Source organism: Paenibacillus sp. Negev47 (assembly GCF_058313655.1).
The window spans coordinates 1,459,425-1,486,384 of sequence record NZ_CM177754.1 but is presented as its reverse complement, the minus strand read 5'-3'; the positions used below and the strand labels follow the sequence as shown (position 1 = coordinate 1,486,384).

At 45.3% G+C, this 26,960-nt stretch carries 30 protein-coding genes; 3 read left to right on the top strand and 27 right to left on the bottom strand.

What is annotated here, in order from left to right; genetic code table 11:
* Window positions 1-20: 20 nt before the first annotated feature.
* From AC4G47_RS06865 to AC4G47_RS06835, 7 genes are all read right to left on the bottom strand, one after another.
* The gene (locus AC4G47_RS06865; protein ID WP_491105430.1) at window positions 21-1,250 is read right to left on the bottom strand and encodes an MFS transporter; all 1,230 of its coding nucleotides are present in this window, start codon (window positions 1,248-1,250) and stop codon (window positions 21-23) included.
* 374 nt (window positions 1,251-1,624) lie between these two features.
* Window positions 1,625-2,065, bottom strand: coding sequence for a GNAT family N-acetyltransferase (locus AC4G47_RS06860; RefSeq protein ID WP_491105428.1), 441 nt, complete (start codon window positions 2,063-2,065; stop codon window positions 1,625-1,627).
* Between the two features lie 252 nt (window positions 2,066-2,317).
* Window positions 2,318-3,217 (bottom strand): ROK family protein, encoded by a 900-nt coding sequence (locus AC4G47_RS06855; RefSeq protein WP_491105426.1) that lies wholly within the window; start codon window positions 3,215-3,217, stop codon window positions 2,318-2,320.
* 22 nt (window positions 3,218-3,239) lie between these two features.
* Window positions 3,240-4,718, bottom strand: a complete 1,479-nt coding sequence (locus tag AC4G47_RS06850) for a glycoside hydrolase family 32 protein (protein WP_491105424.1) — start codon at window positions 4,716-4,718, stop codon at window positions 3,240-3,242.
* A 22-nt stretch (window positions 4,719-4,740) separates the two neighbouring features.
* On the bottom strand, window positions 4,741-6,348 hold the full coding sequence (locus AC4G47_RS06845; protein ID WP_491105423.1) for an ABC transporter substrate-binding protein: 1,608 nt from the start codon (window positions 6,346-6,348) through the stop codon (window positions 4,741-4,743).
* A gap of 56 nt (window positions 6,349-6,404) precedes the next feature.
* Window positions 6,405-7,286, bottom strand: coding sequence for a carbohydrate ABC transporter permease (locus AC4G47_RS06840; protein ID WP_215076232.1), 882 nt, complete (start codon window positions 7,284-7,286; stop codon window positions 6,405-6,407).
* 15 nt (window positions 7,287-7,301) lie between these two features.
* Entirely contained in the window at window positions 7,302-8,162 is an 861-nt protein-coding gene (locus tag AC4G47_RS06835; RefSeq protein ID WP_458127326.1) for an ABC transporter permease, read from the bottom strand.
* 541 nt (window positions 8,163-8,703) lie between these two features.
* Here AC4G47_RS06835 and AC4G47_RS06830 point away from each other — a divergent pair.
* Complete coding sequence (locus AC4G47_RS06830; RefSeq protein WP_491105420.1) at window positions 8,704-9,780, top strand: LacI family DNA-binding transcriptional regulator; 1,077 nt, start codon at window positions 8,704-8,706, stop codon at window positions 9,778-9,780.
* A gap of 116 nt (window positions 9,781-9,896) precedes the next feature.
* Here the strand turns inward: AC4G47_RS06830 and AC4G47_RS06825 are convergent, their stop codons facing one another.
* The 12 genes from AC4G47_RS06825 to AC4G47_RS06770 all read right to left on the bottom strand — a co-directional run bounded on the left by AC4G47_RS06825 (window position 9,897) and on the right by AC4G47_RS06770 (window position 17,777).
* Complete coding sequence (locus tag AC4G47_RS06825) at window positions 9,897-10,715, bottom strand: purine-nucleoside phosphorylase (protein ID WP_491105419.1); 819 nt, start codon at window positions 10,713-10,715, stop codon at window positions 9,897-9,899.
* Window positions 10,716-10,977: 262 nt separating this feature from the next.
* A complete protein-coding gene (locus AC4G47_RS06820) occupies window positions 10,978-11,148 on the bottom strand; it encodes a hypothetical protein (protein WP_491105417.1) in 171 nt (56 codons plus the stop codon).
* A gap of 48 nt (window positions 11,149-11,196) precedes the next feature.
* Window positions 11,197-12,201, bottom strand: a complete 1,005-nt coding sequence (locus AC4G47_RS06815) for an endo-1,4-beta-xylanase (RefSeq protein ID WP_491105415.1) — start codon at window positions 12,199-12,201, stop codon at window positions 11,197-11,199.
* A 236-nt stretch (window positions 12,202-12,437) separates the two neighbouring features.
* Window positions 12,438-12,785, bottom strand: a complete 348-nt coding sequence (locus tag AC4G47_RS06810; RefSeq protein ID WP_491105414.1) for a hypothetical protein — start codon at window positions 12,783-12,785, stop codon at window positions 12,438-12,440.
* Window positions 12,786-12,978: 193 nt separating this feature from the next.
* A complete protein-coding gene (locus AC4G47_RS06805; protein ID WP_491105413.1) occupies window positions 12,979-13,419 on the bottom strand; it encodes a phosphotransferase in 441 nt (146 codons plus the stop codon).
* A 5-nt stretch (window positions 13,420-13,424) separates the two neighbouring features.
* A complete protein-coding gene (locus AC4G47_RS06800; RefSeq protein ID WP_458123700.1) occupies window positions 13,425-13,550 on the bottom strand; it encodes a hypothetical protein in 126 nt (41 codons plus the stop codon).
* A 41-nt stretch (window positions 13,551-13,591) separates the two neighbouring features.
* Complete coding sequence (locus AC4G47_RS06795) at window positions 13,592-14,071, bottom strand: DinB family protein (protein ID WP_458123701.1); 480 nt, start codon at window positions 14,069-14,071, stop codon at window positions 13,592-13,594.
* Between the two features lie 51 nt (window positions 14,072-14,122).
* Window positions 14,123-14,398 carry a hypothetical protein gene (locus AC4G47_RS06790; protein ID WP_491105411.1) on the bottom strand — a complete coding sequence of 92 codons (276 nt, stop codon included), beginning with the start codon at window positions 14,396-14,398 and terminating at the stop codon, window positions 14,123-14,125.
* Between the two features lie 12 nt (window positions 14,399-14,410).
* Entirely contained in the window at window positions 14,411-14,890 is a 480-nt protein-coding gene (locus AC4G47_RS06785) for a hypothetical protein (protein ID WP_491105409.1), read from the bottom strand.
* Window positions 14,890-15,411: a cysteine hydrolase family protein gene (locus tag AC4G47_RS06780; RefSeq protein ID WP_491105408.1), complete on the bottom strand. Its 522-nt coding sequence runs from the start codon at window positions 15,409-15,411 to the stop codon at window positions 14,890-14,892. The genes AC4G47_RS06785 and AC4G47_RS06780 overlap by 1 nt, the downstream gene beginning before the upstream one ends.
* Before the next feature lie 281 nt (window positions 15,412-15,692).
* On the bottom strand, window positions 15,693-15,959 hold the full coding sequence (locus AC4G47_RS06775) for a GrpB family protein (RefSeq protein WP_491105406.1): 267 nt from the start codon (window positions 15,957-15,959) through the stop codon (window positions 15,693-15,695).
* 327 nt (window positions 15,960-16,286) lie between these two features.
* Complete coding sequence (locus AC4G47_RS06770; RefSeq protein WP_491105405.1) at window positions 16,287-17,777, bottom strand: glycoside hydrolase family 43 protein; 1,491 nt, start codon at window positions 17,775-17,777, stop codon at window positions 16,287-16,289.
* Between the two features lie 176 nt (window positions 17,778-17,953).
* Between AC4G47_RS06770 and AC4G47_RS06765 the strand changes: the two genes are divergently transcribed.
* Window positions 17,954-18,856, top strand: coding sequence for an ArsR/SmtB family transcription factor (locus tag AC4G47_RS06765; protein WP_491105403.1), 903 nt, complete (start codon window positions 17,954-17,956; stop codon window positions 18,854-18,856).
* A 305-nt stretch (window positions 18,857-19,161) separates the two neighbouring features.
* On the opposite strand, the gene AC4G47_RS06760 is transcribed toward AC4G47_RS06765, so the two are convergent.
* The 8 genes from AC4G47_RS06760 to AC4G47_RS06725 form a co-directional block, all read right to left on the bottom strand.
* Window positions 19,162-19,893 (bottom strand): metallophosphoesterase family protein, encoded by a 732-nt coding sequence (locus tag AC4G47_RS06760; RefSeq protein WP_491105402.1) that lies wholly within the window; start codon window positions 19,891-19,893, stop codon window positions 19,162-19,164.
* Entirely contained in the window at window positions 19,890-20,534 is a 645-nt protein-coding gene (locus AC4G47_RS06755) for a GNAT family N-acetyltransferase (protein ID WP_491105401.1), read from the bottom strand. Before AC4G47_RS06755 ends, AC4G47_RS06760 begins: the two co-directional genes overlap by 4 nt.
* 72 nt (window positions 20,535-20,606) lie before the next feature.
* A complete protein-coding gene (locus tag AC4G47_RS06750) occupies window positions 20,607-20,834 on the bottom strand; it encodes a hypothetical protein (protein WP_491105399.1) in 228 nt (75 codons plus the stop codon).
* A gap of 199 nt (window positions 20,835-21,033) precedes the next feature.
* Window positions 21,034-21,597 carry a DUF1361 domain-containing protein gene (locus tag AC4G47_RS06745; protein ID WP_491106656.1) on the bottom strand — a complete coding sequence of 188 codons (564 nt, stop codon included), beginning with the start codon at window positions 21,595-21,597 and terminating at the stop codon, window positions 21,034-21,036.
* 172 nt (window positions 21,598-21,769) lie between these two features.
* On the bottom strand, window positions 21,770-22,198 hold the full coding sequence (locus AC4G47_RS06740) for a GNAT family N-acetyltransferase (protein WP_491105398.1): 429 nt from the start codon (window positions 22,196-22,198) through the stop codon (window positions 21,770-21,772).
* Between the two features lie 439 nt (window positions 22,199-22,637).
* Window positions 22,638-23,864: an amidohydrolase gene (locus AC4G47_RS06735; protein WP_491105397.1), complete on the bottom strand. Its 1,227-nt coding sequence runs from the start codon at window positions 23,862-23,864 to the stop codon at window positions 22,638-22,640.
* 181 nt (window positions 23,865-24,045) lie between these two features.
* Window positions 24,046-24,600, bottom strand: a complete 555-nt coding sequence (locus tag AC4G47_RS06730; protein WP_491105395.1) for a methylated-DNA--[protein]-cysteine S-methyltransferase — start codon at window positions 24,598-24,600, stop codon at window positions 24,046-24,048.
* 36 nt (window positions 24,601-24,636) lie between these two features.
* Complete coding sequence (locus AC4G47_RS06725; protein ID WP_491105394.1) at window positions 24,637-25,341, bottom strand: DNA alkylation repair protein; 705 nt, start codon at window positions 25,339-25,341, stop codon at window positions 24,637-24,639.
* A gap of 189 nt (window positions 25,342-25,530) precedes the next feature.
* Between AC4G47_RS06725 and mgtE the strand changes: the two genes are divergently transcribed.
* Window positions 25,531-26,901: a magnesium transporter gene (mgtE, locus tag AC4G47_RS06720; RefSeq protein ID WP_491105393.1), complete on the top strand. Its 1,371-nt coding sequence runs from the start codon at window positions 25,531-25,533 to the stop codon at window positions 26,899-26,901.
* Window positions 26,902-26,960: the final 59 nt, after the last annotated feature.

Below are 26,960 nucleotides of genomic sequence, written 5' to 3'. Positions count from 1 at the left end.
CCCTATTTCATTGTGAACGTTCACTTCTTCATATGTGTTGTGCCAGAGTCTACTGTCATACGCAAACCCGGTTTACCCGCCTGTTTCACATCACTTACGCGGACTGCCCAAGCCGCTCCCAGGAGTACAATCCCTGTAAATAGAAAAATAAACGGAATGCCGATCCATCCACCAAGAAAACCGCCGATTAACGGTCCCAGTACAATGCCGAACTGACTCGCCGTCTGACTCAGACTGACAGCCCTCCCGCGGAAATCGTGATCAGCATACTTGATGATCAACGCATTGAGCGCCGGATAGACCGCGGCAAAGAACAGACCATAGACAAATCGCAGGCTGCCAAAATAAATCAGATTCGTTGCTGTCATCTGCAGCAGACTGCCAATTCCACCACCAATCAGTCCAATAAACAATGTTTTCTCGTATCCGATCCTGCCACCAATCTTCCCCCACCGGGGCCCCATAATAACTGTTGCCACACCAATGGCTGAGAAGACAATACCAGCACTAAGTGTTGCACTGCCGATATCTCCGCCAATCTGTACGACATAGAGCGTCAGCACCGGTTCGATAATGAGCACTGACGTTGAAACCAGCAAAATCAAACCGTAGATGCGCATCAATCCGGGAGTAGAAGCGGCTCTCTTCAAATCCCCCATGATCCTTGTTGGAACCACCGTACGAGTTAGCCGTGACTCCTTAACACCCAGAACCATCAGCGCCGCGAGCAACGTAATCACAGCCGATGCAATGAAGCATCCCCGCAGTCCAATCCAGTGACTTAACACCCCTCCGCCAAGAGGACCCAGTATCCCGCCCGCGGCGCTGGCCGTGGAGATCACGCCAAGTGCATAACCCACATGTTTCTCTGGAGTATTGGTGCCGATCAGTGTAATTGAGGCGGGATGAAAACCAGCCATGAGCCCCTGAAAGACCCTTACCGCGATAAACGTATACGGATCGTAAACAAAAAAGTTAGCCAGATGCGCTATGCCTAGCCCAACGCCTGAACGGACCAGCATCAATTTGCTTCCATATCGATCAGCCAGCGATCCCCAGAAGGGTGCGCATAATCCACTGATCAGAAAACTGATCGAGATGGAAATACCGGACCAGGCTTCCAGCCCGGTTTGGATACCAAGATCATTTTGCAGAAATAGAGGAAAGAACGGAACGGATAGTGAGTACGCCATATGATTGAAAAACAGGCCGAACCACAGAATATACAGATTTCGCTTCCATTGTGGCATCTTGGCTTCTCCATACTATATAATTCCTATATAAAAAGTAGGTTATTACCCATATTAGGGTACGACCACTGGAAAGTATAATAGAAAAATTCAATAGACCCATTCAAGAATCAAATGAATGGGTCTATTATATAACTTGAGCTAAAGATTTTACACTGAACACTCCGATGACAGAACAACCTTCCAATCGCTGTTATCCCCAGATTTTTTTGATTCCCTTTTCTCAAGGGTAAAATCCGCTGATAAGCCTATGCTTACGACGTAGCTTTCTTTCAGAAAGCTTTCAGGCGAACGCTTCGCTTTTCCAGGTTTTTTCTGCCCTCTCCGTTTCTGTGTAAAAGAATAGTTCAACTTATATAGATGTACAGTAAAAATTACTGCACTTGAACCGACATAAACACATCGACCTCATCTTCAGTGTCCAGGATAAACCCAAATCGTTCATACAATCGTCGAGCAGGACTTCCCTGCAACACATTTAAAATAACCCGTTTCCCCTGAACTTCATCCTGTTCCAGCAACAATTTCAGTACCTGAGTTCCTATTTTCTGGCCCTGATAATCGGGATGTATGTAGAAATGTTCCAATAGAAATGCCTCAGACTTGGGCTTCAAGGCGACACAACCTACCATTGAACCCTCCACTTCAATAATATGGGTGTGGGCAGGGTCGAATGTATTCCGGAAACGTTCACGTACCTTCACATCATCGTACCTTCCCAGTCTGGTTAAATCATCGTATAATACCAACGCTCGCAAATCGGCCAGTTGCTCTTGGTCTGTCTGTACAGCTTGACGCATTGTTATTTGGTTCATTGGTTGGATTCCTTTCATTTTGAGACACGTTAAATTTAAATTTGGAATGTCTTATCGCACGATAGGGATAGGACACTAAAAATATACCTTTGGCAGCTCACTTGAGCAACATCGAATTTTAGAACGTACTATATTTTTCAAACTACTTAACTCTTCAAAAAAATAAAAAAGCCCACAAAGGACGGTGCAGTTGCTTAACTAAACAAGCGAACCCGCGGCCGTCCCTTCTGGGATGTATATTATTTTAGAGAATTACGAAGCATGTGAAGCTTGTGCTGCTTGTTGCAATGCTTCCAGACCCAAAGCGAGTGCACCACACAGGCCTGCATGCTGGCCCAATCCGGGCTGGACAATATATTGATCGATATGTTGCGTAATTGAAGCTGCATTCACATAACCATTGAGATTCCGCACTACCTGCTCCCGGATCATAGGAAACAGATGATCTTGCTGCATCACACCACCGCCCAAGATGATCTTCTGCGGCGAATGAAGCAGGATAGCCGTGGTGATCGACTCCGCAATGTAAAAGGATTCGATCTCCCACGCCAGATGGTCTGCCGGCAGTTCACTGCCAGGGCTCTGCCACCGTGCTTCAATGGCTGGCCCTGCAGCCATCCCCTCCAAGCAATCACCATGATACGGGCATAATCCGGCAAAGTGATCGTCCGGATGGCGTCTTGTGCGAATATGTCCACCCTCGGGATGCAACAATCCGTGTACTCGTTGGCCCCCTGCCACGAGCCCAACACCAACGCCTGTGCCAATCGTGTAATATACACAGTTGTCCAGTCCTTGCGCTGCTCCCCACGTCACTTCACCGAGCGCAGCAGCATTCACATCCGTATCCCATCCAAAGGGAACCGGATATTCATGCTTCAAAGTTCCAATCACATTACAGTTTTCCCACCCAGGCTTAGGCGTGGTCGTAATATAGCCATACGTGGGACTATCCGGTTGCAGATCAATCGGACCAAAGGAGCCAATCCCCATGGCTTCCACACCTTTATCCTTGAAATAGTCGATCACCTTGGCAAGTGTTGTCTCAGGATGCTCTGTTGGAAAACTGATCCGATCTTCAATCTGTCCATGCTCGTTACCTACACCACATACAAACTTCGTTCCGCCCGCTTCAATGGCTCCAATACGCATCGTTCTGCACTCCTTCCCTTCATTACAATTGACCGTTAGCATTGGTCGGTGATATCTCATAGATATGAAGTGAAGAGAATGCCAAATCCGTATTTTCAGCATGAACAGAGATGCCCTGGCAATCCGCATCCGGATAGATCAGATCCGTAATAACGGCCTGACCATCATTCGCAAATACCTCCACAGATGAATGATCTACAAAGATATGCAATCGTTGATTCCCATTCACCTCTTTTAACTCAGCTGTATGACGGCTCAGGAAATGTTCATGAAAATGGCCGATGCCCGATCGACTACGATCGAGATACACTTCACTTCGGATCGAATCTACGCCAACGACCGTCTCGTGATCTGCGCCGCTTCTTAGCGCAAAATGGAACGACTGATCCTGAGCCCACTCTGCATGAATCTCATAGTTCACTAGTTGCAAAGCGTTCAACTGCTCACTCACTTGCCGAATCGAAGCATTCTGTAGGGACACTATCGGCGTACGAGCTTGCTCAAGTTCACGTGCAGGACGTTGAATCAGTATAACTTCTCCCGCTCTTGTCTCCAGTGTCAACTCCCGGGCAATGGTCATTGCTCCACGGTAATCATTGGTTGGCGTCTGGTTGGCATACATCCAGTTGCTCATCCAGCCGATAATGAGGCGTCTTCCATCTTCCTCAGGAACGTCAGACCAACTAACGCCCGCGTAGTTATCCCGGCCATGGTCAATCCAGCGAATCGTATGGGATGCCTCGTCTGGGACAAATGTAGTCCCATCAAAATCTCCGGTAAAATATTGTGTTCTGGAGCCTTCAATAAAAGCAGGATCTGCACCGATGCTAACGAGCATCACCCATTTCTCCTGCCCTGAATCTCCATCCACTGCAAGGGGGAATAGGTCGGGGCATTCCCACACGCCATCGTGTGAACCAATCCCGGCGCCGAATTCACTACCTAGCGTCCAATCCTTCAGATTGGGAGAACGGTACAGACATACTGTTTGACCACAAGCGATAATCATAATCCACTCCTTGGTCTGCTCATGCCAGAACACTTTGGGATCACGGAAATCGACAAAGGACTCATGCTTTAATACCGGATTACCCTCGTATTTAGTCCAGGTTCTGCCGCTGTCTTTGCTATACGCCAGACTCTGGGTTTGTATGGCATCATGGTTTTCAACTTCAAGATGGTGGGTGAAAATTGCAACCAATCCTGGCTCATCCTCAAAGAATCCGGTCGTATTATTCCAATCCACTATGGCGCTTCCGGAGAATATAGTGCCATTCTCATCAGGGAGTAAGGCTATCGGAAGTTCCTCCCAGGAGATCAGGTCCCTGCTCACTGCATGGCCCCAATGCATGGGGCCCCATGTGGTTCCATGTGGATGATGCTGATAGAACAAGTGATACTCATCTTTGAAAAATACCATGCCATTCGGATCGTTGATCCAATTTTCTTTTGGTGTGAAATGATAGGCGCCTCTGTGATCCTGATTAAGTATGGTTGACATGATGTTCTCTCCCTCATTTGTCTTATTTAGTATTACGGTCATATCCCGCTTGTTTAATCTGAAGCCATTCCTGCAGTCCAAGACGATCCAGCTCTTTCAGATAAGCATCCCATTCCTGATCAACCTTCCCGTTCTGATACCATTCCGTACGCAGACGCAGCACGTAGGCGAATAGATCGGTCTCAATGGTGGACAATCGATCCAGTTCATCAATGGAGAAGAACACACTTGGATATACGTTCTCCGCTTTCATATGCGGAACCATAACCTTATCGAGAAGTTCCATGCGCCAAGCTGCATCTTCCGGTTTGGTTGTGTACTTGTCATAGTAACTGTCGAGAATGGCCAATGGTCCCGCGATACTCGTTTTTTGTCTGAGTTCCACAGGTGCAGAGCCTTCCAGTGGAAGATGCTTCAGCATGCCCTTGGCTTCATCGAATTCAAAAATATTTTGCTGACTCTCATCTCCATAGGTGCCCCAGTTGTTCTGTACGGATTGGAGTGGATCGTACAATTGGTCAACCCACTTCGCTGTGGATTCCAGGTTTTTATTGCTGCTGGTAATGACCATGCGGCCACGATCAAGACCGATACCATTCGTTCTTGTGACATTGACCTCTCCGTCAGGTCCAGCAACTGGAGGCAGAACATCATACGTATCATTCATGCCTGTAATGTTAGCCTTATCCCAGGTGAAGTACATGCCGTACTTATTATCCTTGCCTTTCGCAAGATACGTGTTCCAATCCTGCTGATACGATTCCACATCCACGAGACCTTCCTGAACCAGTTCATGAATGTATTTAACCGCTTCCTTGTAACCATTATCGGCTGCTGTAAAGACCACTTTTCCTTCATCCGTTACCACGGTATGATCCCAGTTCTCCCCGAGTCCAAATGCCGCAAAGAGAAATGTCAGATCTTCTCCGCCCGGCTTGTTAATGAAAGAAAGCGGAATTTCGTCAGCCTTGCCGTTACCGTTCGGGTCTTGGGTTTTGAACGCGATCAGCACTTCTTTGAGTTCTTCGGTTGTCGTCGGCATCTTCAGTCCAAGCTTGTTCAACCATTCCACATTAATCCAGGGCAAATTATCCACTGCCTGAATGCGTTGTTTGCCACTGCCGAGTTCTTCAATCCATGGGAAAGAATATATATGTCCGTCCGGTGCAGTGATCATGCTCTTGTATTCAGGAGCTTCCTCCAGCACCTTTTGCAGATTGGGCATGTACTGTTCAATCATGTCTTCGAGCGGAATGATTGCCCCATCCTTCGCCAGTTTCAGAAGATCATAATCCCCGTAACCTGCATCAAAAATGGCATCCGGTAAATCACCGCTAGCTACCGCCAGATTCCTTTTTTCCGCAAACACGTCACTCGTATAGTTTTTCCAGTTGATATGCACATTGGTTTTCTCTTCGAGTCGCTTGTTGATCAGCTTGTCGTTCGGATCAGCAGGAGCCAGAGGGGAGCTCTGTGTGATAAAATTCAATGTCACTTTACCATCAGGTGATTGCGCCTCACTTGCAGCTCCGCCTCCACCCCCTCCACAAGCGGTTAAAAGGATCACCGCAGACAGCATGGAAATGGATGCCGTTGTAACGGCTTTTCTGGACTTGTTCACTTTTTTCATAATCATGACCTCCATGGGTTGGATTGGATCGAACTTGCTGTATTGCAGGCTGTTCACTATTTGAGGGAACCGACCATGACACCTTTTTCGAAATACTTCTGGAAGAACGGGTACATGATGATAAGTGGCAGACTCGAAATGACAATCGCTGAGTATTTAATCATCTCGGAGAGCCGTTTCAGTTCTGCCATCGCTAGCTGATCACTGATCATGCCCGGAGCAGCCTGATTCTGAATCAAAATGGAACGCAGAACGAGCTGTAACGGATGCAGATTCGGATTATCGAGATAGATCATTGCATCAAAATAGGAATTCCATTGCCCAACGAACGCATAGAGTGCGAGTACAAAAATGATCGGTTTTGACAACGGAATGACGATCTGGAAGAAAATCTTCATCTCGGAGGCGCCATCCACATTCGCGGCTTCCTTCAGTTCCCGAGGGACTCCTTTGAAGAAGGTTCTGGAGAGAATAATGTTCCAGACGTTGACGGCTCCAGGAATGATGATCGCCCACACCGTATCCAGCATGCCGAGATTACGTATGAGTAGATACGTAGGGATTAATCCCCCGCCGAAGAACATCGTGATGATAAAGATAATCATGAAAAATCCGCGTCCCGCTAGCCTTTCATCTGACAATGCATAGCCTGCAAATATGGATACGGTCACGGTGATCAGTGCAAAGGAAACCGAGTACAATACCGCATTCGCAAAACCTCGGATCATGGCTGGATTGGATAATATCATCTGATAACCGTCCAGACTCCAGTCGGATACATTGAAAGATAGTCCACGGTTCAATAGCACTGTGGGGTCCATGAATGAGGCGATAACAATGTAAATCAAGGGAACAACGACAACCAGTACAGCGCAGGTGAGAAAGATGGCATTGAGTGTGAGGATCAATCGATCCATTCCCGTATGTTTTACAACCATGGATAATCTCCTTTCCTAGTAGAGGCCTTCGCCTTCATTCAATTTCTTCACGATCAGATTCACCGTCACCAGCAGAATCACATTAATAACCGAGTTGAACAATCCCACTGCCGCTGAATAAGCGTAATCTCCCGATTGCAGTCCCACCTTGTAGACATATGTGGCAATGATCTCGGAGGAAGGCAGGTTCATGGATGTCTGCATCAGATAGGCCTTCTCAAATCCAATGGACATAATCCCCCCAGCTGCCAGGATAAAGACGATAGCCATAATCGGACGAATGGTTGGAAGGTCGATGTGCCGAATACGTTGAAGGAGGTTCGCTCCATCCAGATTGGCCGCATTGTGAAGCTCTGGATCAACATTGGCCAAAGCCGCAACGTATATGATGGAAGCCCAACCCGCTCCGGTCCAGATATCGGACAAAATGTAGATCCAGCGGAAATATTCCGGTTCAGACATGAACATGATCGGCTGACCTGTAATCCAAGTGGCGAATTGATTAATTGGCCCTGTCGGTGAGAGGAAGATGAACAGCATTCCCACAACGACAACAACGGATATGAAGTTGGGTGCGTACAGAAACAATTGAATATTTTTCTTGATGCCAGCTTTGCGTACCTGATTCAGCATGAGTGCCAATATAATGGGCACCGGGAAACTGAATATCAATCCCAAAAAGCTGAGTTTAAGCGTATTCATTAGAATGATATCGAAATTGGGTGAAGCTATAAATTTCTCAAAATGCTTCAGACCTACCCAATCACTGCCCATGATGCCTTTGATCGGACTGAAATCCTTAAATGCAATGATGGCTCCGTACATTGGGATATACTTGAAGATAAGGGTCAAGATTAAGGCTGGTGCGAGCAACATATATAAAAAGTAATTCTTTTTGAGCTGCTGCAACTTATGACCGCTGGTCGTCCTCACTTTCAGTACCCTTCCTCTGCCCTTTTTGCTGTCTGCTATGTTATCCAACATGCTACCCCCGTTTCATTCTTGAAGTTGACAATTGATTTCGGTAAGGGCTTTCAATATTTACAATTGCCTATTTAATAATTTACAATTTATCAGGTATCAGAGGATTTAGTCAATATGTTTTGTAAAAATAATTTGTGCATTTGAAATATATTTTTGTGCATCAATGTGACTAAACATTACTGAATTTGCATATAGACAGTATTTATTTTTATAAATCAAACCCAGGAATCCCCACGTTATCACCATAATTGGTCTATCATTGTTACTAATGAAAAAAGAACCTTATGATCAAACCAAAAAACATGCACTCATTTCAGAATGTAAACAAAATTGTGCATTTGTAAATTCAAGATTGCTATTTGTCCCGTTCTATTATACATTTGACGTAGAGAAGAATATGGATGACTATTGATTATTAGAGGTGAGGCATTAGATGGCAAAGGAAAAAGTCACGATACAAGACATCGCCGATGCTTTGGGAATCTCCAGGAATACGGCTTCCAAAGCATTAAACGATAGCGGAAACATTCCGGATGAGACTAGAAACCGTGTAATTAAAAAAGCAATTGAACTTAAATATAAACAATTCGCCTATATGGAAAATGAGCATGTTCTAACCAAGGCTCCGAGCAATATCGCCCTGTTAACTGAAAATCTGCCTAATACATCCCACTTTGGGTCATTGTTGATTAGTGGTTTGGAGAAAAGAATCAGTGCGGAGGGATACAATCTCTCGATTCATATCGTGCGTGAAGACGATCAAGATGCGCTTACACTGCCCAACAATTTTGATATCGCCAAAGTAGACGGAATCATTTGCATTGAATTATTTGATCTGGAATACACTCAGCTTATTACGGATCTCGGCATCCCCACGATCTTTATCGATTGCGCTTCCAACATATGTTATCCCGAATTCCAAGCAGATTTGTTACTTATGGAGAATGAACATAGCATCTACCAGTTAACCAAAAAGTTAATTGAGAGCGGCTACACAAGTATCGGATTTGCCGGAGATTACAATCACTGCAAGAGCTTTAATGAACGATGGACTGGATATCACCGTGCTATGCTGGAAGCGGGCCTACAGGTCGATCTGTCCCATTGCATCGTAGATAATGATCGCCTGTGTTTCTCCAAGCCCGGATGGTTGAACCAGCGAGTGGCAGAGATGGCATCCTTACCTTCCGCTTACGTATGTGCCAATGATTTTATTGCGGTCGATCTGATGCGGGCTTTGAAAGCCAGAAATGTCGCTGTTCCACAGGATGTTGCGATATGCGGATTCGATAACGCACCCCAATCGCGAATTATTGAACCTCCGCTAACGACGGTTCATATTTACAGCAATGAAATGGGCATTAAGGCTGCAGAGATGCTATTATCCCGAATTAAAAACCCGACACAGCCGTATCAGATCTCGCATATTGTGACCAAACCTATCATCAGGGAGTCCACGCCAGCAATCATGCCTGCTAGTTCTCAGATGGTTCATAGTTCTGTAAAATAAAAAAACCGTATGTCTCACGAGTAACAGCTCGTGAAGCATACGGTTTTTTCAGATTTCGACTCGACTGTATGGAAATCTATACTATCCATCGCGGCCTAGTAAAAACAATCTCGCGATTAGATCTCTTTCAAGATGCCTTTTACTAGACCGATAAAGGTTGTTTTCACTTGGGCAGCCACTTCAATGACTTCATCATGACTTAACGGCTGATCCAGAATGCCACAGGCCATGTTAGTCAGACAGGAAATACCCAGCACCTTCATCCCGCCATGAATGGCGACAATGGCTTCAGGTACCGTGGACATGCCCACAGCATCCGCACCCATCGTACGAATCATGCGAATCTCGGCTGGTGTCTCATATGCCGGACCACTCCACCACGCGTAGACACCTTGCTGCAGGCCAACATTCTGCTCTTCTGCAACCTTCAGAGCAATGCTGCGCAGTTCGCGATTGTACACCTGGGACACATCAGGGAATCGTACACCCAGTTCAGCGTTATTCGGTCCCATCAACGGATTATTGCCTACCAGGTTAATATGATCAGTAATGAGCATCAGTTGCCCCGGCTCAAAGCTTGTATTGATGGCTCCGCAGGCATTCGTGATGAGCAATTGTTCAACACCCAGCGCTTTCATAATACGAACCGGGAACGTCACTTCATCCAGTGTGAAACCTTCATAATAATGAAGACGTCCCTTCATTGCCACCACCGTTTTGCCCATCAGTTCGCCAATGACCAGTTCATTGGCATGGCCGATGGCCTCGGATTGAGCGAAATACGGAATTTCTGTGTAGGGAATAACGGTCGCATTCTCGATCTCGTCCGCGAGTGCTCCCAGCCCCGAACCCAGAATCATACCTACGGCAGGCTTGGTATGGATTCGGCTTAATATGTAATCTCTTGCTTCCTGAATATGTGCGGATTGATGCATAATGATATCCTCCTGATGATCTGAATTGAGTTAACGAGGTACTACTAATCAAGTGTAATGAACAATGGTCATGATGTAAATGGAAGCCGTTGTCCGAATCATTGCGGGGAGAATCCTACCGATTCAGGTCAGGGCTTCAGCCCGCTGTTTGAATCGATTCCGTAGCAAAACATGCCCTCCTTGCTGTTATTCTAACATTCATTTTTCATTTTATAAAAAAACGACCCTGTGTCACAGGATCGCTTAAAACCATGGAGGTATGCTACTCCAATAAATATTTGTTTCTGCTCTTCATGTAATCGATCAGCATGACCAGTAACAGTATGAATGTGGCAAACATCATCGGCTTGGCAAGAGTACCCTCTTCAAAAATGAAGTAGGTCGCCACCAAGTTTCCTGCATATATCATCAGGTAATTGCGGATGCGATCCATATACTCATCTCATTTCGGACAGAAATTTGATTCGATACCCCTACATCTTCATTTTTCGTTATCTTTAATTATACGCCAAAATGATTCCTTTGGCTGTAACTGTTGATCAAACACAAAAGGCCAATTTTTGCGTCCACGTACCGGGAAATGGTCCAACCAGGTATAATTATCAGCCACTCCCCAGAATGTCACAGAGGTAATCGAGGATTGATATTCACGGAACAAATTGAAAATCTCATCATATCGACGCTCCTGTAGCTCAGCCATTTCCGAAGTGGGCGCAGTGAGATCCGTACGGCGATCCTCATAACGGAACACCGACATGTCCAGCTCGGTAACATGCAACTGCACATCCAGAGAAGCATAACGCTCAATAGCCATTCGGATATCCTCAATCGAAGGACCATGAATATTCCAATGCCCCTGCATACCAATCCCGTGTACAGGCGCTCCCTTATCCAGCAAAGACCGAACCAGATTGTAGATCTTCTCCCGTTTGACCGGATCCGTCTCATTGTAGTCATTATAGAAAAGCAGGGCATTCGGATCAGCCTCATGAGCCATATTGAACGCTTGCAGCAAGTAATCTTCCCCGACCAGCTCTAGCCACTTCGTATCCCGCATGAATAAGTCCGTCTTATCTTCAATAGCTTCATTGACGACATCCCACGCATATATTTGCCCCTTATACCGACCTACTACCGTATCAATATGTTGCTTCAAGCGAGATAATAGCAGCTCTCTGGAAGCAGGAGCACCTGAGGTATCCTCAAAGACCCATTTCGATGTTTGATTATGCCATACCAGTGTATGTCCGCGAACAGCTATTCCTTTACTGACGGCAAAATCAACAATTTGATCCGCTGCCTCAAATGTATAACGATCCTCCCCCGGGTGAATTTCTTCGAATTTCATCTGATTTTCAGCGGTGATGCTATTGAAGTGCTTGGCGATAAACTCCCCTTCGGACTGCAACATTCGGGTATGTACAGCAGCACCTATTTTGAACTTGTTGGCATAAGCAGCATGTAGTGATGGAATTTCTGATGACATTTACAATTCCTCCCTGCCTGTTTTTATCCATCATACCGCTTTATGAATGCGCTTACCATGAACAGATTAAACATCTTTCCCCTCATATTTAACTATTATTGATCCCTATCCCTGTTCGTAAAACAAAAACACCCCCATGTTCCACTGCCCAGGGCAACAGAACTATTTTCATGGAAGGTGCTTTGTAATAGTGATATTCCGTTGATTCAACTCAGGTTTGGAAATGGTATTAAGCGTTATAGCTTGTCGACCTGTAATAAAGTCACCTGTTTCAGTGTACATGCCGGATTAATCTGCTCCTCGGACAGAATGTTAAGCTTGATCAGACTTTTCAGCTTATGGCTGTCCACCTTGGACAACAATCGCCAGATATCTGGGTCAGGCAGAGCAGCATACAACTTCTGATCATCGTATTCTTTACGTTGCTGAAGCACCGTCTTCACCGTGTAATTCCCAACCTGTGTCTCATAGACACCTTGTTCCGTGCAATACGCGACAATCTCATCTCGTAGCACAGACAACTGTTGCTCAATATTTTTTTGCTGTTGCTTTAATTCAAAGTAGGTTTGCACTTTCTGCTCCATATCGATCACGCTCCTCTACTACCATAGGTATGCAAGGAACGCTGGTTTAGGACAGGCTGTTTATTTTATTTGCAAAAATGTCGTCTTACTATTCCTAATCACAGCAGGTGTTCATTCAAATATGGATTATGGTCAGCCATGCTGTGAACTCGTCCCACTACTTTTGGCCCCATAGGTACATCCCCAACGCGCTTTAACAGAATCCACAGCGAAGACAAGCTACAGCTTCAAAAACCTGCTCCTCTTCCAGCGTGTACGTATGACTTGCAGAACGTGCAAATTGAGCGCGATACATCTCGCCGTTACTTTCCCCATTATAGATGGTGATCAGAAAAACAGACCATGCCATATCGTACCTCGGATCGCCGTATTGCCCATTGGTCCAATCGATAATGGTGTAATAGTCGTCCCTCTCAAGAATATTTCCCAGATTATAATCGCCATGAATCAAATGGTCCTGTCTGATCTGAACAAGCTGGATCAGGTTTACGAGATGCTCATGAATATCTTTATGTAATTCAACTTGAGGAAAAAAGTATTCAACAAAATCGGTTCTCGATATATATTCTCTATCTTCTCCATCACCCACTTTATTCACCGGATAATGGTGGACCTCCATTAATCGCTCAGCCAACCGTGTCAGTTTGTCATCACACTCGCTTCCAGTCCAGGTACCAAGGGAATGATCCGATGCTCCTGTTCGATCACCTGCTGGACACGTTCATCCAGTTGCATCCAATCTATCTGGTTAAGTTGAATGGTCATCGTTCTCCTCCATTCATTCATGTCATACCGCTCTCTCCCTGTTAGTCAGGTATAATCAGGCCTTTGCCGATTACATTGGCGGATACCGGCTGCTTGCCCAATTCTCTGGACCATACGGACAGCTGTCCCATATGGTGAATCTCATGGGCGATCACATGTCGCATGACTTCTCCCCATGAATCTGTACCGACCTTGCCAGCTGAGCGCTGATCAATATAAGCTCTTTTTTCCATACTCGGCTCCCAAGCTGTAACAAATACCTCCACATCAGGACGTAACTTGCGATCCAATCGCCTTACCGCCTCAAGATTCTGGTAGTTTGCAAAATCTTCTGCATCATCCGGTTTGCCCTGAAGCAACTGAAGCCAGCTCCACTCTACATCAATGATATGAAAAAACGTTTGTAATATGTTGCCTACTCCGCCTGTGCGGGGCCGAAGCAATTCTTCAAGCGATACATCTTCACACCACACATACCATTGCTCACGTACCATCCAGTTATAACGAAAAAATGTTTCCATTTGAAACCCCCTTTTCATTTGTGCTTCAAGAACGATTGGATCAGGATTAGTCTACTCTCTTGAATGATTTATCCTCTTTTTCATAAATAAAATGACGTTATAAATAATCAGGACATTCAACAAGTATTCAAGAATATTGATGTTTACTGTAAACACAAACCATATCGTATCGTCTGGCTTCGCATAGTGATAATCCGTGAAGAACCGGAATGGGAAACCATATTCTGTTCGAGGTGCCCCTTCCGTGTATGCTTTTCCGGGAATAATAATGACAGCTAACACAGCAAGCCAGGCTGATAGATTCATTATTCTTCTGTTAATCGTCAATACCTCTCCCCCTTACTCATCACTGACGGGATCTTCTCCAAAGTATGTTCCCTCCAGCTTTTGATCCATAAAGTCTCTTAAGTCCTTTTGATCAAGTATATATCTCGAATCTCTATTAAACATACGTGTTTGGGTAATATAGATATCTTTAAGATCGTATTGTATTCTAACCTCAGCGTTATACTTTAACTTCAAAGCGATGCCTGCAATGATACTTTCGCTAACGTTATCCACTGATGTTCGGGCTGATTCCAGGGCTGAGTTTATCCAACCGACAATACGATTAATGTCTCCTCTGCTTAACGCAACAACCTCATTACTAATTTTGGCTCCGTCTCTTACCTTCGTATACACAGTGATGCTCATCTCTGAGCTTGCCACTTGATCCCTTGAAATGAGTGTATTCATATTCGGTTTAGATATATACAGGATAATCAGGAGCACGACGACCGCCCCTACAACTACCCAGATTCGTTTCGAATTTTGGATCATTACAACACATTCTCCGTATCCACCACTTTGGAAAACAATCCCAGCACCGTATTGTGATGCTGTATAATCTGATCCGCTTTAAGCGTGTTTGAATGCCATGTACTGTGCGCATCTAGAACCAGATTGACTGTATATCCCAGACTGAACGCTCTGCGGCAAGTTGTATCTACACATACTTCGGTCTGCATACCCGTGAGGATCAACTCCGTCACACCATTTTCTTGCAATTTCAGATGCAGATCGGTTTCGTGAAACGAATCCGGTGTCTCCTTTTCAATCACGAGGTCACCAGCAATCGGTGTGATGGACGGATGTATGGCCCACCCCGGAGTTCCTCGTTCCAGTGGACTGCCTGCTTCTTCGCTGTGCTGGATATATATGATGGAATGGCCTGCTTCACGGGCCTTGGCAATTAACATCTGGATCTTCTGAAGCAATTGTTCCCCCTGATATACAGGATCTGCCTCATCAAACATCGCTACCTGTACGTCAATAATTAGAAGTGCACAATGCGTTGTCATCTTGCTTTCCTCCTGACGAATCAATTTAATTCAAATCTTTCTTCCTCGCATTTTTAATAAGACTTCCAATCCTATATCAAAAGGTAGCCCGATCAATATGATCAGGGGAGTCGCGTATACCAGATAAACAACAATATAAAAATCAAAACTGTAGGACTTATTTATCGATAGGATACTTGCAGCCAAAGTAAAACAAATAATGGTTAAAACGGTCGTCATCAGCTTTCTTCCCATATTCATCTCATCACTCCAATAAAGGTTTCTCTATTCATTGGATGTTCTTATGCGTCAGATTTTGCCGGTTGCCAACCGATTTCTTGAGACCAACTATGCGCTCTCTGTAATATGCTCCACACCGTCGGTCCTTTTCCTTCAACATACTTGGGACGCTGATCCTTATACAATGACATGAGTCTGTGCTTTTCTTCCGCATATTTCAGACGATCTTCTTGATGTTCCCTCAAATAGTCTCTGAACAGCAAGGTCATCTGCTCAGAGAAACTCCCATCCTGTCTAACATGTATATGTATCCTTCTGCTTCCGGGCACTTCCCGAAAGTATCGTTTAGTCTTATCTGGATTTTCTTAATTTCGAACCCGTTTCGAGAAACAAATCACGCCATGCCGGATCATACTTTGCAATTCTCCATTGATCCTCCATGCAACTCCTCCTTAGATATTCAATCAAGCTATATAATTAAATAACAAGTTCTTTTGACCTTTTGTTACATTTAGATTATTTAAAGGATGCGATAAAGATAACAGAAGCTTCTTCCTAGTCTAAACACCTCTTCTCTATTGGCGTGTATTAATATATCTATATTTTGACACACATTAAAAAAAAGAGAAGGACCCTTAAGCCCTCCCCTTCACTTCTTAATGATATTCACATTTGAAATTTGTAAACTCAGCCGAAGCATCTTGTCCACTCGCGTACAAACCAATAAGTACGCCTGTAAAACCTCCTGCCACCTCCGAGGAAAGGTATCTCGTCTGTGACGCGCCTAGCAGAATCTCTTTACCATCTGCTTGAAGCAGGAAGCTGTATCGTTCCTGACTTGAACGGATAACTAGCGTTGCATGCTGTTTATTTCCCAGATCCACTTCATGTTCAATCGATTTGATATCACCGATATTCAGACGCTCGATCACCTTATAGCCGTTCTGCTCCTGACGAATTGCCACTTCATAATGATGATTCTCATCCATGTAAATCGTGATACCAGCTTCGCCGTTCGTTAGACTGACATCGACAGAGATTGTAGCATTAAAGTCTTTTTGACGTAACCCAATGAACGTCGGCGATGCCGGAACGTCCAGCGTCACTTCAGTTCCTCTTAGCGTAAGTTTGTCTGACTCAAGTTGATAATGCTCTGTATTCGGATGACGAAGATAACACCAGTCGAGGTTCCAGTCGGTATTTTCAAACGTATAATTCTTCTTATCCTGCTGGATCACCGTGCCCGGAATACGATTGGTCTCAAAACTCGTCAGCGTCGTACCTTCATGCCCAGCTGTAAACCATCCGTCTTCACCAAACGTAACCGGAGTCAGGAACACCTCCCGGCCCAGATGATGGTACGTAGCCCATCTGCCAATCTGCCGGAATCCCAAGTGAAAGAGCCACCAGTTCCCCAGATCATCCTCAACCAGGTCACCATGACCCACACCCTGTAACTCATATCCACCTAGATTGCGGTTAGTTAAAACCGGATTGTGCGCATAGGCTTCGAACGGTCCCGAAGAAGAAGTTCCCCGAGCATACGTAACCATGTGACCATACTCCGTGCCGCCCTCAGCTGCAAGCAGGTAGTAGTATCCATTTATTTTATACAGATGCGGGCTTTCCAGATATCGCCCACCTGTTCCGTTCCATATCGAACGACTCGGGGTCAGTTTGCGGCCAGTTTCAATCTCAAGCTCACACTGGACGATTCCACCAACACCCTCATCATCTACCCCGTTACTCATAAACAAGGTCTTCCCATCTTCAAAATACAAATCCGGATCAATCCCGCCTTGATCCACATAGATAGGCTCAGACCATTCTCCGTAGATATCGTCCGTCCATACATAGAAATTCTGATGCGTCGTATCATTCGTTGTCACCATGTAGAAACGCCCGTCATTGTGCCTGATGGTTGGGGCAAATACACCCCCGGAACTGTTCACAGTTTCCAACTGAATCTGACTTTTACGAGTGAGACAATGACCAATCTGCTTCCAATTCAGCAAATCCTTGCTCTCAAAGAGCGGTACGCCCGGAAAGTATTGAAAAGAACTGCACACCATATAGTACGTATCGTTGGCTTTGATCACACTAGGATCTGGATAGAAACCTTTAATAACAGGATTATTGTATTTCATTACACTCCACCTCTAATAATAAAATTCATAAATATAAGAATTCAACTTCGTAGCAACTAAAAAAATTAAACACTATTGGGTGTAAACTTGCAATGAATCTGGATTGCATCTTGGAGCTAATTTTATTAAATTAATATATATGTGATTTTATAGATTAAGGGTAGGGAGTTGTACCGATGATCAAAGCAAATGGAGAGCCCCAGTCCCTTCCTTTATATGAGGCGCTGGCAAGCGAAGTCAGATGGAGAATCATGGATATGATTGCAGATCGCGAGAAGAATGTGAAGGATATTGCGGCAGCATTAGAGCTTAGCCCCTCCATTGTCACGATGCATATTCGCAAACTGGAGGATGCGGGGCTAATTGGAAGCAGACGAGTTCGGATCAACGGAGGAACACACAAATTATGTTACCTCAAGCAAAATCAGATTGAGATCGAGCTGCCATCCGCAAGCCGAACTTCACGAACCAAAGAGCAGACGATAGCCGTCGGGCACTACACTGCTTTTGATATTCATCCAACCTGTGGGCTAGGAACTCTTGAGAAGGAAATCGGCGTATGGGACGATCCGCGCTACTTTCTTGATCCCGAACGTGTACACGCCGCTATCTTGTGGTTTGGGAAGGGCTATGTCGAATATAAAACTCCAAACTTTGTCCTTCCTGACCAGACAACCGATGCTATTGAGATTTCGATGGAACTGGCGTCTGAAGCTCCGGGATTACGGGATCATTGGCCTTCGGATATTCGATTCACCTTCAATAGTGTTTCTCTCGGAACGTGGACAAGCCCTGCCGACTTTGGCAGAGCAGCGCGAGGCAAATATACACCAGAATGGTGGCATCGCAATGTGAATCAGTATGGATTATTGAAGACCATTCGCATTGATGCCTCTGGTACCTATATGGATGGTGAGCGGATGTCGGACATCACACTCGCGGATATTAAGCTTAGCGAGCCGTTCTGGACGCTACGTTTCACAGTTGACGAGGAAAGCCCCAACGTGGGTGGTTTAACGATCTATGGTTCCGGTTTTGGTAATCATGATCAGGATATTGTTATTCGTGTATTGAGTTAATTCGGCTCACTGCACAGGAATCATCCCTTTCCTGACCTGCAGGAGAGGGATACATCGGAAAATGCTGTTCCTCAGATAATTTGAAGCACATACCTAATCAATCTTCACCTTTGCTCTTTCAACAGGTCCTTAATTTCCCTTAACTCTGATAATATTTCTTTTGTGTGTTGGCTACTTTTTGAGTTATCTATTCCAATTTTCACGACATAAATACCGAGAAACAGATACACCACCAACATAATGATCATCCCCACATACATCTCTCCTTTCAGAAGCAACTCATTACTACGAACGTTTACTGTCCCCTATATACCCTCTCTCTCCAACTGATTCCCATGGAATGCTTTCAAAATAAAAGCCCGATCTGGAACGTTCAACCGTTCATACGATTGCAGATACTCCCTGTTGTCATATGGAACGCCAATGAATTTCACATCCAGTTTGCCCACTTGGAGATCCACGATCCCGTATCTGGCAATGGCAAGATCGTTACAGCCTAAAGCTCCCGGATTCATATAGATTCGTTGATCTGTCTTATAATAATGAAGAATGTGATGATGACCAAAACAAACCAAATCATAGGCCGTATTCTGATACTTTGTGTCCAATTTGGTTCCGGATGATTCTTTATCGATGACATCCAGCTTGTCGTTGTTCATATGATAGTGAGTCAAAAGAAACCGATGTCCTTCGACCTCTTTTTCAACGAATTTCGGTAGAGCTTGTATTCTCTTGATCGATTCTGCACTCAAATGCTGACCAATCCATTCATGATGCTCAGCCATGCCTTTGTGCCCTTCTAATGGACCCTTAGTTTGAAGCAAACTCAATACGGCCTCTTCGTGATTCCCTGAGATCGCTATCATATTTTCACGACTGTATAACATCTCAATCACTTCATTGGAGTAAGGGCCGATGCCAATCATATCTCCCAAACAAAATGTATGCTCAACATCCACTCTGGAATCGATATCAGCTAATACCGCTTGAAGCGCAGGAACATTCCCATGAATATCGGTTAAGATGGCAACCTTCATTGTGATTCCTCCTCTGGAATATACATTGTCTGAATCTCCTGTACGCCCGGAATAAATCCCATATTCAGATATACGGACTCGGCATCATTTCCCTGCATTACATACAATCGCAGAACGGGATACTCACCCTTAAGCGCATTCAATGCTCTCTGTAACATCTGTGTAGCAAGCCCTCTTCCTCTAAATGCCGGACGAACCCCTATGCTATATACGGCAGCCTGATTGTCTTGCAGACAAAGGCGACAGTTGGCAATAAGCTGCCCCGTTTCCTTATCGTATACAAGTGTAGATGCCTGAGTAAGAATCTCATTCGTATAATTGGGATCTTCGTCAGGTATAAAATCCGCAAGGGAGGTCTTATTTCTTCGTGTAGCTTCAAGACTTCCTGCAAAACTATCCAGATCACATTGAGCAATTTCAGCCTCATTCATATACTTTCGGGTACCCGATTCATCTTCGATAATTTCCAGACTCTTTACAGTTACTCTGCTGTCCCACTCGATCTCAAAATGATCTGTAGGCCGCTGCATCCAGCGACATCTGAACTCCACTGGCCAGAATCCAGCTCTTGCGTATAGATCCACTTGGTCTGGAAGAACTTCAAATGTCTGTATACGTTTTGTACGATCTGACCATTGCATTAACATATTTCTTAGAAGCTTGAGTACCTCAAATGAATGTTGGAATGGTGGTATAAAGAACAAATGATAAATCTAGTTAGGCTCCATTCGTACCCCGCCTATTTTGCATTCTTCCTTGTAGATCCAATAAGCGTTACTCTTCGAGGAACTGAATTCTTCTTCCCTAAAAAAGCCAACATAACGCATATTATAATAAACGGAACAATATACGCCCCACTCCGCAGGCTCAGCCATTCGAAGCGAATATTCATCCGAAAGATCATATTGAAGAATATCTGTGGACCACTCGGTTAAACCCATACGTCATTCCTCCTCAATTTTAATTAATTGTACCAATTAAAGAACCTTTAGATATTCCACCCCGTGAACATGAATTAACACTTTCTGTGCCTCCAAATGTTCGAACAAATCCAACATGTCCTTAAACGGATTCTCAAAATACGAAAGTCAGGTATGCAAGCTCTGGCGTTGTTTTTATAAAATTGTAATCAAATGGAGATTAGTTGCCAGACCTTGCGGTTAGCAAGGACACAATAACGTATCCAAAAACTTGAACTGTAAATACGATAGCCACAAACTCAACCATCATGCTATTCGCTGCATAGAAATCATTTACAAGATCCACAAAGATCTCCCCAGGCCTCGACAACACATCCCACGAATTCCACCGATTAAATCTTCCAATGTAGACTCCTATACTGCTTAAGAGCAAAATAACGCCTATAACCATCATGCTAATGTACTTATTGACTAATTTGTTTAACATGCCATGGATTTGAATAATCGAACAAGTCGAGAGAAGCAATCCTATTATAGCTACAGCAAACGTCAGAGTAAGACTATACCAAAAATCAATATTGACCCAGAATCTGGTTTCCCCTTGAGCATCGAAATATCTGAATGAGTGCAGGATCTCTGTAAAAAGATAGGCCGAATTCGGTAGCAAAAATAGCCAAACTGCACACATCAGCCCGATACATATAACGCTCGTTGTTGTTAATTTCTTATTGAATATGTATCTAATGCAAGATGAGATGATGAATGGTACCCATGCCAGGAACATATCCCAGCTTAAAAAGTGATACATATTCGTATCTGTTTGAGCACGTAAATACATAACAACACCTAGACAACATAAAGTAGCCACGAGCAAGGTAACGATAAGTCGGAGATCTTGAACCGGATGTTTGTTATCTTTCATTTTGCTCTTTCTACTTCCTTTTCCCTGATGAATGTTATAAATACTTTTTAAAGGCCTTGCTGGAATCTCCGTTGTATCCCAGTTTCGTATAAAAGTGATGTGCTTCTTTTCTGGATGATCCACTGGTTAGAAACACCTTTATACAATTTTTCTGCACACACACATGCTCTATATGTTTCATCAATTCAGATCCATATCCCTTGCTCTGCACATGTTCCGTAATCATAACCCGCTCAACTACGCCAAAGGGTCTATTCTCCACCAGAGCATCCAGACAAATATGCAAATGAGCCGTGCCGATCACCTGATTTCCCATCTCATAAACGAACAAGAAACTGTCTGGATTATTCCGAACTTCTTCGATCCGTTCTGCCAGTACCTTTGTGTTTAAGTTGTTCGGCAATAATTCTTTATATAACCTTTCAATAACTGCTGCATCTCTAGCTTCTGCCTCTCTTATCATCAAACTTCCCCTCCCATTACCTCATCTGATAACTTAAAATGATATCACCGTTGTCCTCAAATTCACCCGTGTCCTGAAATCCGCAATGCTTATATAACGAGTTAGCCGCAATGTTATGCGGAACATGCGATAGCCTGATTTGCTGGCAATCACTTCTCTCTTGCTTTACATCCACAATCATCTCTCCTTGCAGCTTATTTACTAGATTTTCTTGATCAATATAATCTTCGTTTTCACAAGTGGCTGATGGACATGCCGATCTCTCTCAATAATATATTCGTAGTCGGCTTCCGTTGCATATTCAATCTTCATTGGAATTGCCCCTTCATTAACTACGTCCATCATAACCCAAAATGTGGTATATGCGAACAGTTCCTTCCTCTTTTTCTCCCATGGAAAAAAGCCACGGTTTCCCGTGGCTCTAGACGCTCTATTTTCCTCAATCCGCTGTCGATCCGCTCACCAATTGGCCCTTGTACCATACGGCCTGCCGCGCAGATCGTCTCGCAACGGCTTCCGCCGAACAACTCGCATGCACCAATACAAAACTCGCGGTGTCGCCTACCTTCGGCCAGACTTGTTCCCCTTGTGAATCAAGCGGTGTAATACCGCCTGTTACGAATGCCAAAGATTGAGACAAGGACAGTTCGTCACTGTATCCATACAGTTCTGCAAAGCGTCCCGCTTTCTCAAGCAGATCCCCATTGCCAAAAGGAGACCAATGATCCGTCAGGCTGTCTGTGGCCAGCTTCACGTTCACACCCATACGGTGGAGCATGGGAAGAGGCATCATCGTTCTGCCAATGGGCACCGTGGAAGCAATGCCCATCCCGAGCGAGGCCATTCGCTGCGCCATGTCTTCTGCTTCCTGCTGCTCTGCGCGGGCGAACCAGAATGCATGACTTACCGTAACTTTGCCCTGAAGCCCTGCTGTTTCGGTCAGATTCGCGAGTTCCAGCAACGTTTGTTTGCCCGCCTGTCCGCCATCATGCAGATGAATATCTATGCCCGCCTGGTGCTGAACGGCCAGTTCAACCATGGTGTTCAGTGATTTCTCGATCTGCTCGTCCACAGTATGAGGATCAAGTCCACCCACATGCGTTGCACCTTCCTTCATAGCTTGGCCCATAAGCTCCACTGAATTGGAGCGAAACAGTCCATGTTGCGGAAAAGCCACGATTTCCGAAGAGATTTTACCCGAAAATGATTCCAGTGCCTGCCGCGTCGCTTCCAGTCTTTTCAATCCACTGACCGGTTCTATATTACAATGACTACGTACATGAGTGGAGCCATACCCCTGGATCAAGGTCAGAATACTCTCCGCTTGGCGCTTCGCATCTGGTAGCAACTTGGGCAACAGAACCTTCTCTTCTTCGATACGTTCGAAAATGCTAGAGATCCGCTTTACTGCTGTCCACGGCCCGTCGTAGTACGTTTTATCCAGATGAATATGTGCCTCCTCGAACGAAGGCAGCAGCAAAAGTCCCTTGCCATTTACTTGTCGTAGATCGCTAGACAGCGGGTCGTTTCCTTCCACAATCTCCGCGATCACTCCATCTTCAATCCGTAGATGAGCAGGGCTTGTCCGTGTCCCCGTCACCTGGTCCCCTTCTCGAACATAACTCCGTTCCAAAGTCACATTGGTTAACCAGTAGGCCTGCTTCATGTGTCATCCCTCTTTTCTCACCCGGCATTACGTCTCCCGGATACCAATTGATCTATGATCCATATGGTACCATACGGTTTCACCGTACAAAAATATGTAAAACGTTGGTGTTCCATACGCGGATCGTTTACATTACTCTACTTTAATAAATGCAAAAAACAGGCACAATGAAGTGCCTGCATTAAAAATGAAACCGCGCATGCCCTCCATCGGTCACGCCTTCAATCTGTTCGATATCCAGTAGTCTGCGCTTCATCTCCAGGCCTCCACGGAATCCGGTCAGCTTGCGATTCGCCCCGATAATACGGTGACATGGTAACAGAACCGGAATTGGATTGGCTCCATTTGCAGCACCAACTGCTCGCACAGCCGAAGGTCTTCCAATCGCAGCGGCGATGTCACCATAGGTCCGAATTTCTCCGTAAGGCACACGCCCTAGCTCTCTCCATACCTCCTGCTGGAAGTTCGTTCCGATCAAGTCCAGTGGGATTGCATCTGTATAAGCCATGGTTTTCCCTGCAAAATAGGACTGCAGCCAGTCCGTCATACCTGTTCGTTTCAGAGCATCCTCGTTCTCTTCCAGTTCCACACCAGGTGCAACTTTTTGTACCCAGCCGCCCCAGTCCTCCAGTGTTTCATTGGGCATAACCACTCGGCACAATCCATGTTCCGTAGCCAGCAGCACCCATGGACGACCGTCCAACTGCATCGTGGTGTACATCAACTTTTTTCTCATCCGTTTATCGCCCTCTTCCCGGTGGAATGCTTAATGCTAGGAGGTAACCTGCTTCTTCACCTTTCGTTTCATACTGCGGATGATCTGCTTGCTCTCCGGATCCACGCGATAAGATTCCGTGATTTTCTGAAGTGCCTTATTATACGTAAAATCGTCCAGGGTATTATGCTTCAGATAACGCATGGTCACTTCAGGTTGTTTCACATAAGCCATCGAGATGGCCCAGGCGACTGCCATTTTCACATAATACGCCTCGTGCCGGATCTGATCCAATGCAGTTAGAACCTGATCGATATATCGCTCATCCAGATAAAAATTCAACAGCATCACCACGCCAAACCGGATTTCATATTCCTGATCTGATCTCAGATAGGGCTGCAAAAACGACCACATTGGCTCCGAATGCACCTTCGTATATTTCAGTCCTGCACAGAAGCTGTCGCACACCGACCAATTGTCGATCTTCGGTACAAATGCTTCAATGGCCTTCAGCAGCTCGTCCAGATCGGCCTGTACATGTCCAATCACCATCGCTTGCAGCATCACTTCTTCAAAGTATTCATCGTCTGCCGTCTCCAGATACGTGCGCCAGTCCCCGGCAGCAATCTGTTTGGCAATCTTCCGTAAAGCTGGCAATCTCACACCTAGTACATTGGTGATATTAGGAATGAGCGCAGCTGAGAATTTCTGATATTCCGGCTCAGCCAGGCTGAGCAATTGTGTTCTGATATCTGCTTCCACTCGCACATGTCCTCCTCGTTTGTTGCTGTACAACAAGTATATCCTTGCAGCGACTGTTTGTAAGCCCATATCGAATGTTTGAGCAAGATTACAATATCATTTTGGTACTCTCATTTTCCATTCATTGTTTAACCGCTAACCCATTCCGTTTAAAAATATGAAGCTAACCGTTTAGAAAGGAGTGTCGATATGAAAGAATCTGATTCCAGGAAAGATTTTTCTGTTGAAGAGATCACCGGACAACTCGTACAATATGTGCAATCTGGGAACCTGCCCGATTTCTATACATTGGTGAAAGAACTGCATCCCTACGACCTATCACTTGTATATAAAAAGTTCCCTGAAGAAGAAATCAATCGGTTTCTGCTCCTGTTCAAACCCGATGCCCTTGCGGATCTCGCCGAGACCTTGAAGCTGCACGAACAGATTCAGCTGTTTGAACGACTCGGGCCGGAACGAACGCTTGAAGTCATGCAGCAGATGGACAAAAGTGATCTGATCCGGTTCATGCACGATTTGCCTGCCAAACGCAGAGAAGAATTGCTGTCCAACATGAACCTGGATCACTCTGCCATTATCCGATCCGTGCTTAGTTATCCGCCGGAGACAGCAGGACGCATCATGACAGATCGGTACCGGACCCTGCTCTCTCATGAGACAGCGAAGGAAGCCCTACGGCAATCCCAAGGTACCATGCATATCTCCGCCTCCAGTTACCTCTATGTGACCGATGATGAAGGTAAACTGGTTGGTGTCGTGAGTTATCGATCTCTTGCCTTGGCTGACGACAAGACCCAGGTTGAAGAACTGATGACCCGGCGGGTAATTCATGCAACAGTGGATATGGACCAGGAAGAAGCGGCACAGCTTCTGCAGCGTTATGAGTTCAATGCGCTTCCGGTGGTGGATGAGAATCACAGGCTATGCGGTATCATTCAGATGGATGATGTCATTGATATTATTATGGATGAAGCCAGTGAAGATTTGGCCAAGATGGGTGGTGGTGGTAAAGATATCGACTTTGATACCAAACCACTCGTTGCCGTCAGACGCAGGCTTCCCTGGCTCATATTGCTTCTCTTGATTGGACTAATCTCGGGAAGTATCGTGGATTTCTTCGAGGATACACTGAATCAGGTTGTGGCACTGGCATTCTTCATGCCGATGATTGCCGGTATGACGGGGAACACAGGAACGCAATCTCTGGCTGTTGTGGTACGTGGACTGATCGGACGCAAGCTCGACAAAGCCACCGTACTCGCACTGATTGGTCGGGAGATCAAAGTAGGCACGATGATTGGCTTGGTATGCGGATTACTGATCACCGTCATTGCTTATTTCTGGCAAGGGGACTGGCTACTGGGCGCCATTATCGGGGTGTCTCTGTTCCTCACTCTGGTCATTGGTACACTGACCGGTACATGCATCCCGCTTCTACTTAGTCGTTTCAAAGTCGACCCTGCTGTCGCCTCTGGCCCGTTAATCACCACATTGAATGATATCTTGTCCCTGTTTATCTACTTTGGAATCGCCACACGTTTCCTCGATGCCTTGATGTAAATAAGTTGGGCATACAGCAAAACAGACCTGATCCTGAGATCATGGTCTGTTTTTTCATT

Bases quoted from the DNA above. Each gene is read 5' to 3' on its own strand.
- AC4G47_RS06750 (WP_491105399.1), bottom strand. From the start codon at position 20,834: ATGGGTTTAACCGAGTGGTCCACAGATATTCTTCAATATGATCTTTCG.
- AC4G47_RS06855 (WP_491105426.1), bottom strand. From the start codon at position 3,217: ATGCGTATTGGAGCCATTGAAGCGGGCGGAACGAAGTTTGTATGTGGT.
- AC4G47_RS06770 (WP_491105405.1), bottom strand. From the start codon at position 17,777: ATGAAATACAATAATCCTGTTATTAAAGGTTTCTATCCAGATCCTAGT.
- AC4G47_RS06850 (WP_491105424.1), bottom strand. From the start codon at position 4,718: ATGTCAACCATACTTAATCAGGATCACAGAGGCGCCTATCATTTCACA.
- AC4G47_RS06830 (WP_491105420.1), top strand. From the start codon at position 8,704: ATGGCAAAGGAAAAAGTCACGATACAAGACATCGCCGATGCTTTGGGA.
- AC4G47_RS06845 (WP_491105423.1), bottom strand. From the start codon at position 6,348: ATGAAAAAAGTGAACAAGTCCAGAAAAGCCGTTACAACGGCATCCATT.
- AC4G47_RS06760 (WP_491105402.1), bottom strand. From the start codon at position 19,893: ATGAAGGTTGCCATCTTAACCGATATTCATGGGAATGTTCCTGCGCTT.
- AC4G47_RS06820 (WP_491105417.1), bottom strand. From the start codon at position 11,148: ATGGATCGCATCCGCAATTACCTGATGATATATGCAGGAAACTTGGTG.
- AC4G47_RS06795 (WP_458123701.1), bottom strand. From the start codon at position 14,071: ATGGAAACATTTTTTCGTTATAACTGGATGGTACGTGAGCAATGGTAT.
- AC4G47_RS06825 (WP_491105419.1), bottom strand. From the start codon at position 10,715: ATGCATCAATCCGCACATATTCAGGAAGCAAGAGATTACATATTAAGC.
- AC4G47_RS06860 (WP_491105428.1), bottom strand. From the start codon at position 2,065: ATGAACCAAATAACAATGCGTCAAGCTGTACAGACAGACCAAGAGCAA.
- AC4G47_RS06730 (WP_491105395.1), bottom strand. From the start codon at position 24,600: ATGAGAAAAAAGTTGATGTACACCACGATGCAGTTGGACGGTCGTCCA.
- AC4G47_RS06800 (WP_458123700.1), bottom strand. From the start codon at position 13,550: ATGACCATTCAACTTAACCAGATAGATTGGATGCAACTGGATGAACGT.
- mgtE (WP_491105393.1), top strand. From the start codon at position 25,531: ATGAAAGAATCTGATTCCAGGAAAGATTTTTCTGTTGAAGAGATCACC.
- AC4G47_RS06740 (WP_491105398.1), bottom strand. From the start codon at position 22,198: ATGATAAGAGAGGCAGAAGCTAGAGATGCAGCAGTTATTGAAAGGTTA.
- AC4G47_RS06840 (WP_215076232.1), bottom strand. From the start codon at position 7,286: ATGGTTGTAAAACATACGGGAATGGATCGATTGATCCTCACACTCAAT.
- AC4G47_RS06780 (WP_491105408.1), bottom strand. From the start codon at position 15,411: ATGACAACGCATTGTGCACTTCTAATTATTGACGTACAGGTAGCGATG.
- AC4G47_RS06815 (WP_491105415.1), bottom strand. From the start codon at position 12,201: ATGTCATCAGAAATTCCATCACTACATGCTGCTTATGCCAACAAGTTC.
- AC4G47_RS06835 (WP_458127326.1), bottom strand. From the start codon at position 8,162: ATGTTGCTCGCACCAGCCTTAATCTTGACCCTTATCTTCAAGTATATC.
- AC4G47_RS06865 (WP_491105430.1), bottom strand. From the start codon at position 1,250: ATGCCACAATGGAAGCGAAATCTGTATATTCTGTGGTTCGGCCTGTTT.
- AC4G47_RS06810 (WP_491105414.1), bottom strand. From the start codon at position 12,785: ATGGAGCAGAAAGTGCAAACCTACTTTGAATTAAAGCAACAGCAAAAA.
- AC4G47_RS06765 (WP_491105403.1), top strand. From the start codon at position 17,954: ATGATCAAAGCAAATGGAGAGCCCCAGTCCCTTCCTTTATATGAGGCG.
- AC4G47_RS06785 (WP_491105409.1), bottom strand. From the start codon at position 14,890: ATGATCCAAAATTCGAAACGAATCTGGGTAGTTGTAGGGGCGGTCGTC.
- AC4G47_RS06735 (WP_491105397.1), bottom strand. From the start codon at position 23,864: ATGAAGCAGGCCTACTGGTTAACCAATGTGACTTTGGAACGGAGTTAT.
- AC4G47_RS06745 (WP_491106656.1), bottom strand. From the start codon at position 21,597: ATGTTCCTGGCATGGGTACCATTCATCATCTCATCTTGCATTAGATAC.
- AC4G47_RS06755 (WP_491105401.1), bottom strand. From the start codon at position 20,534: ATGCAATGGTCAGATCGTACAAAACGTATACAGACATTTGAAGTTCTT.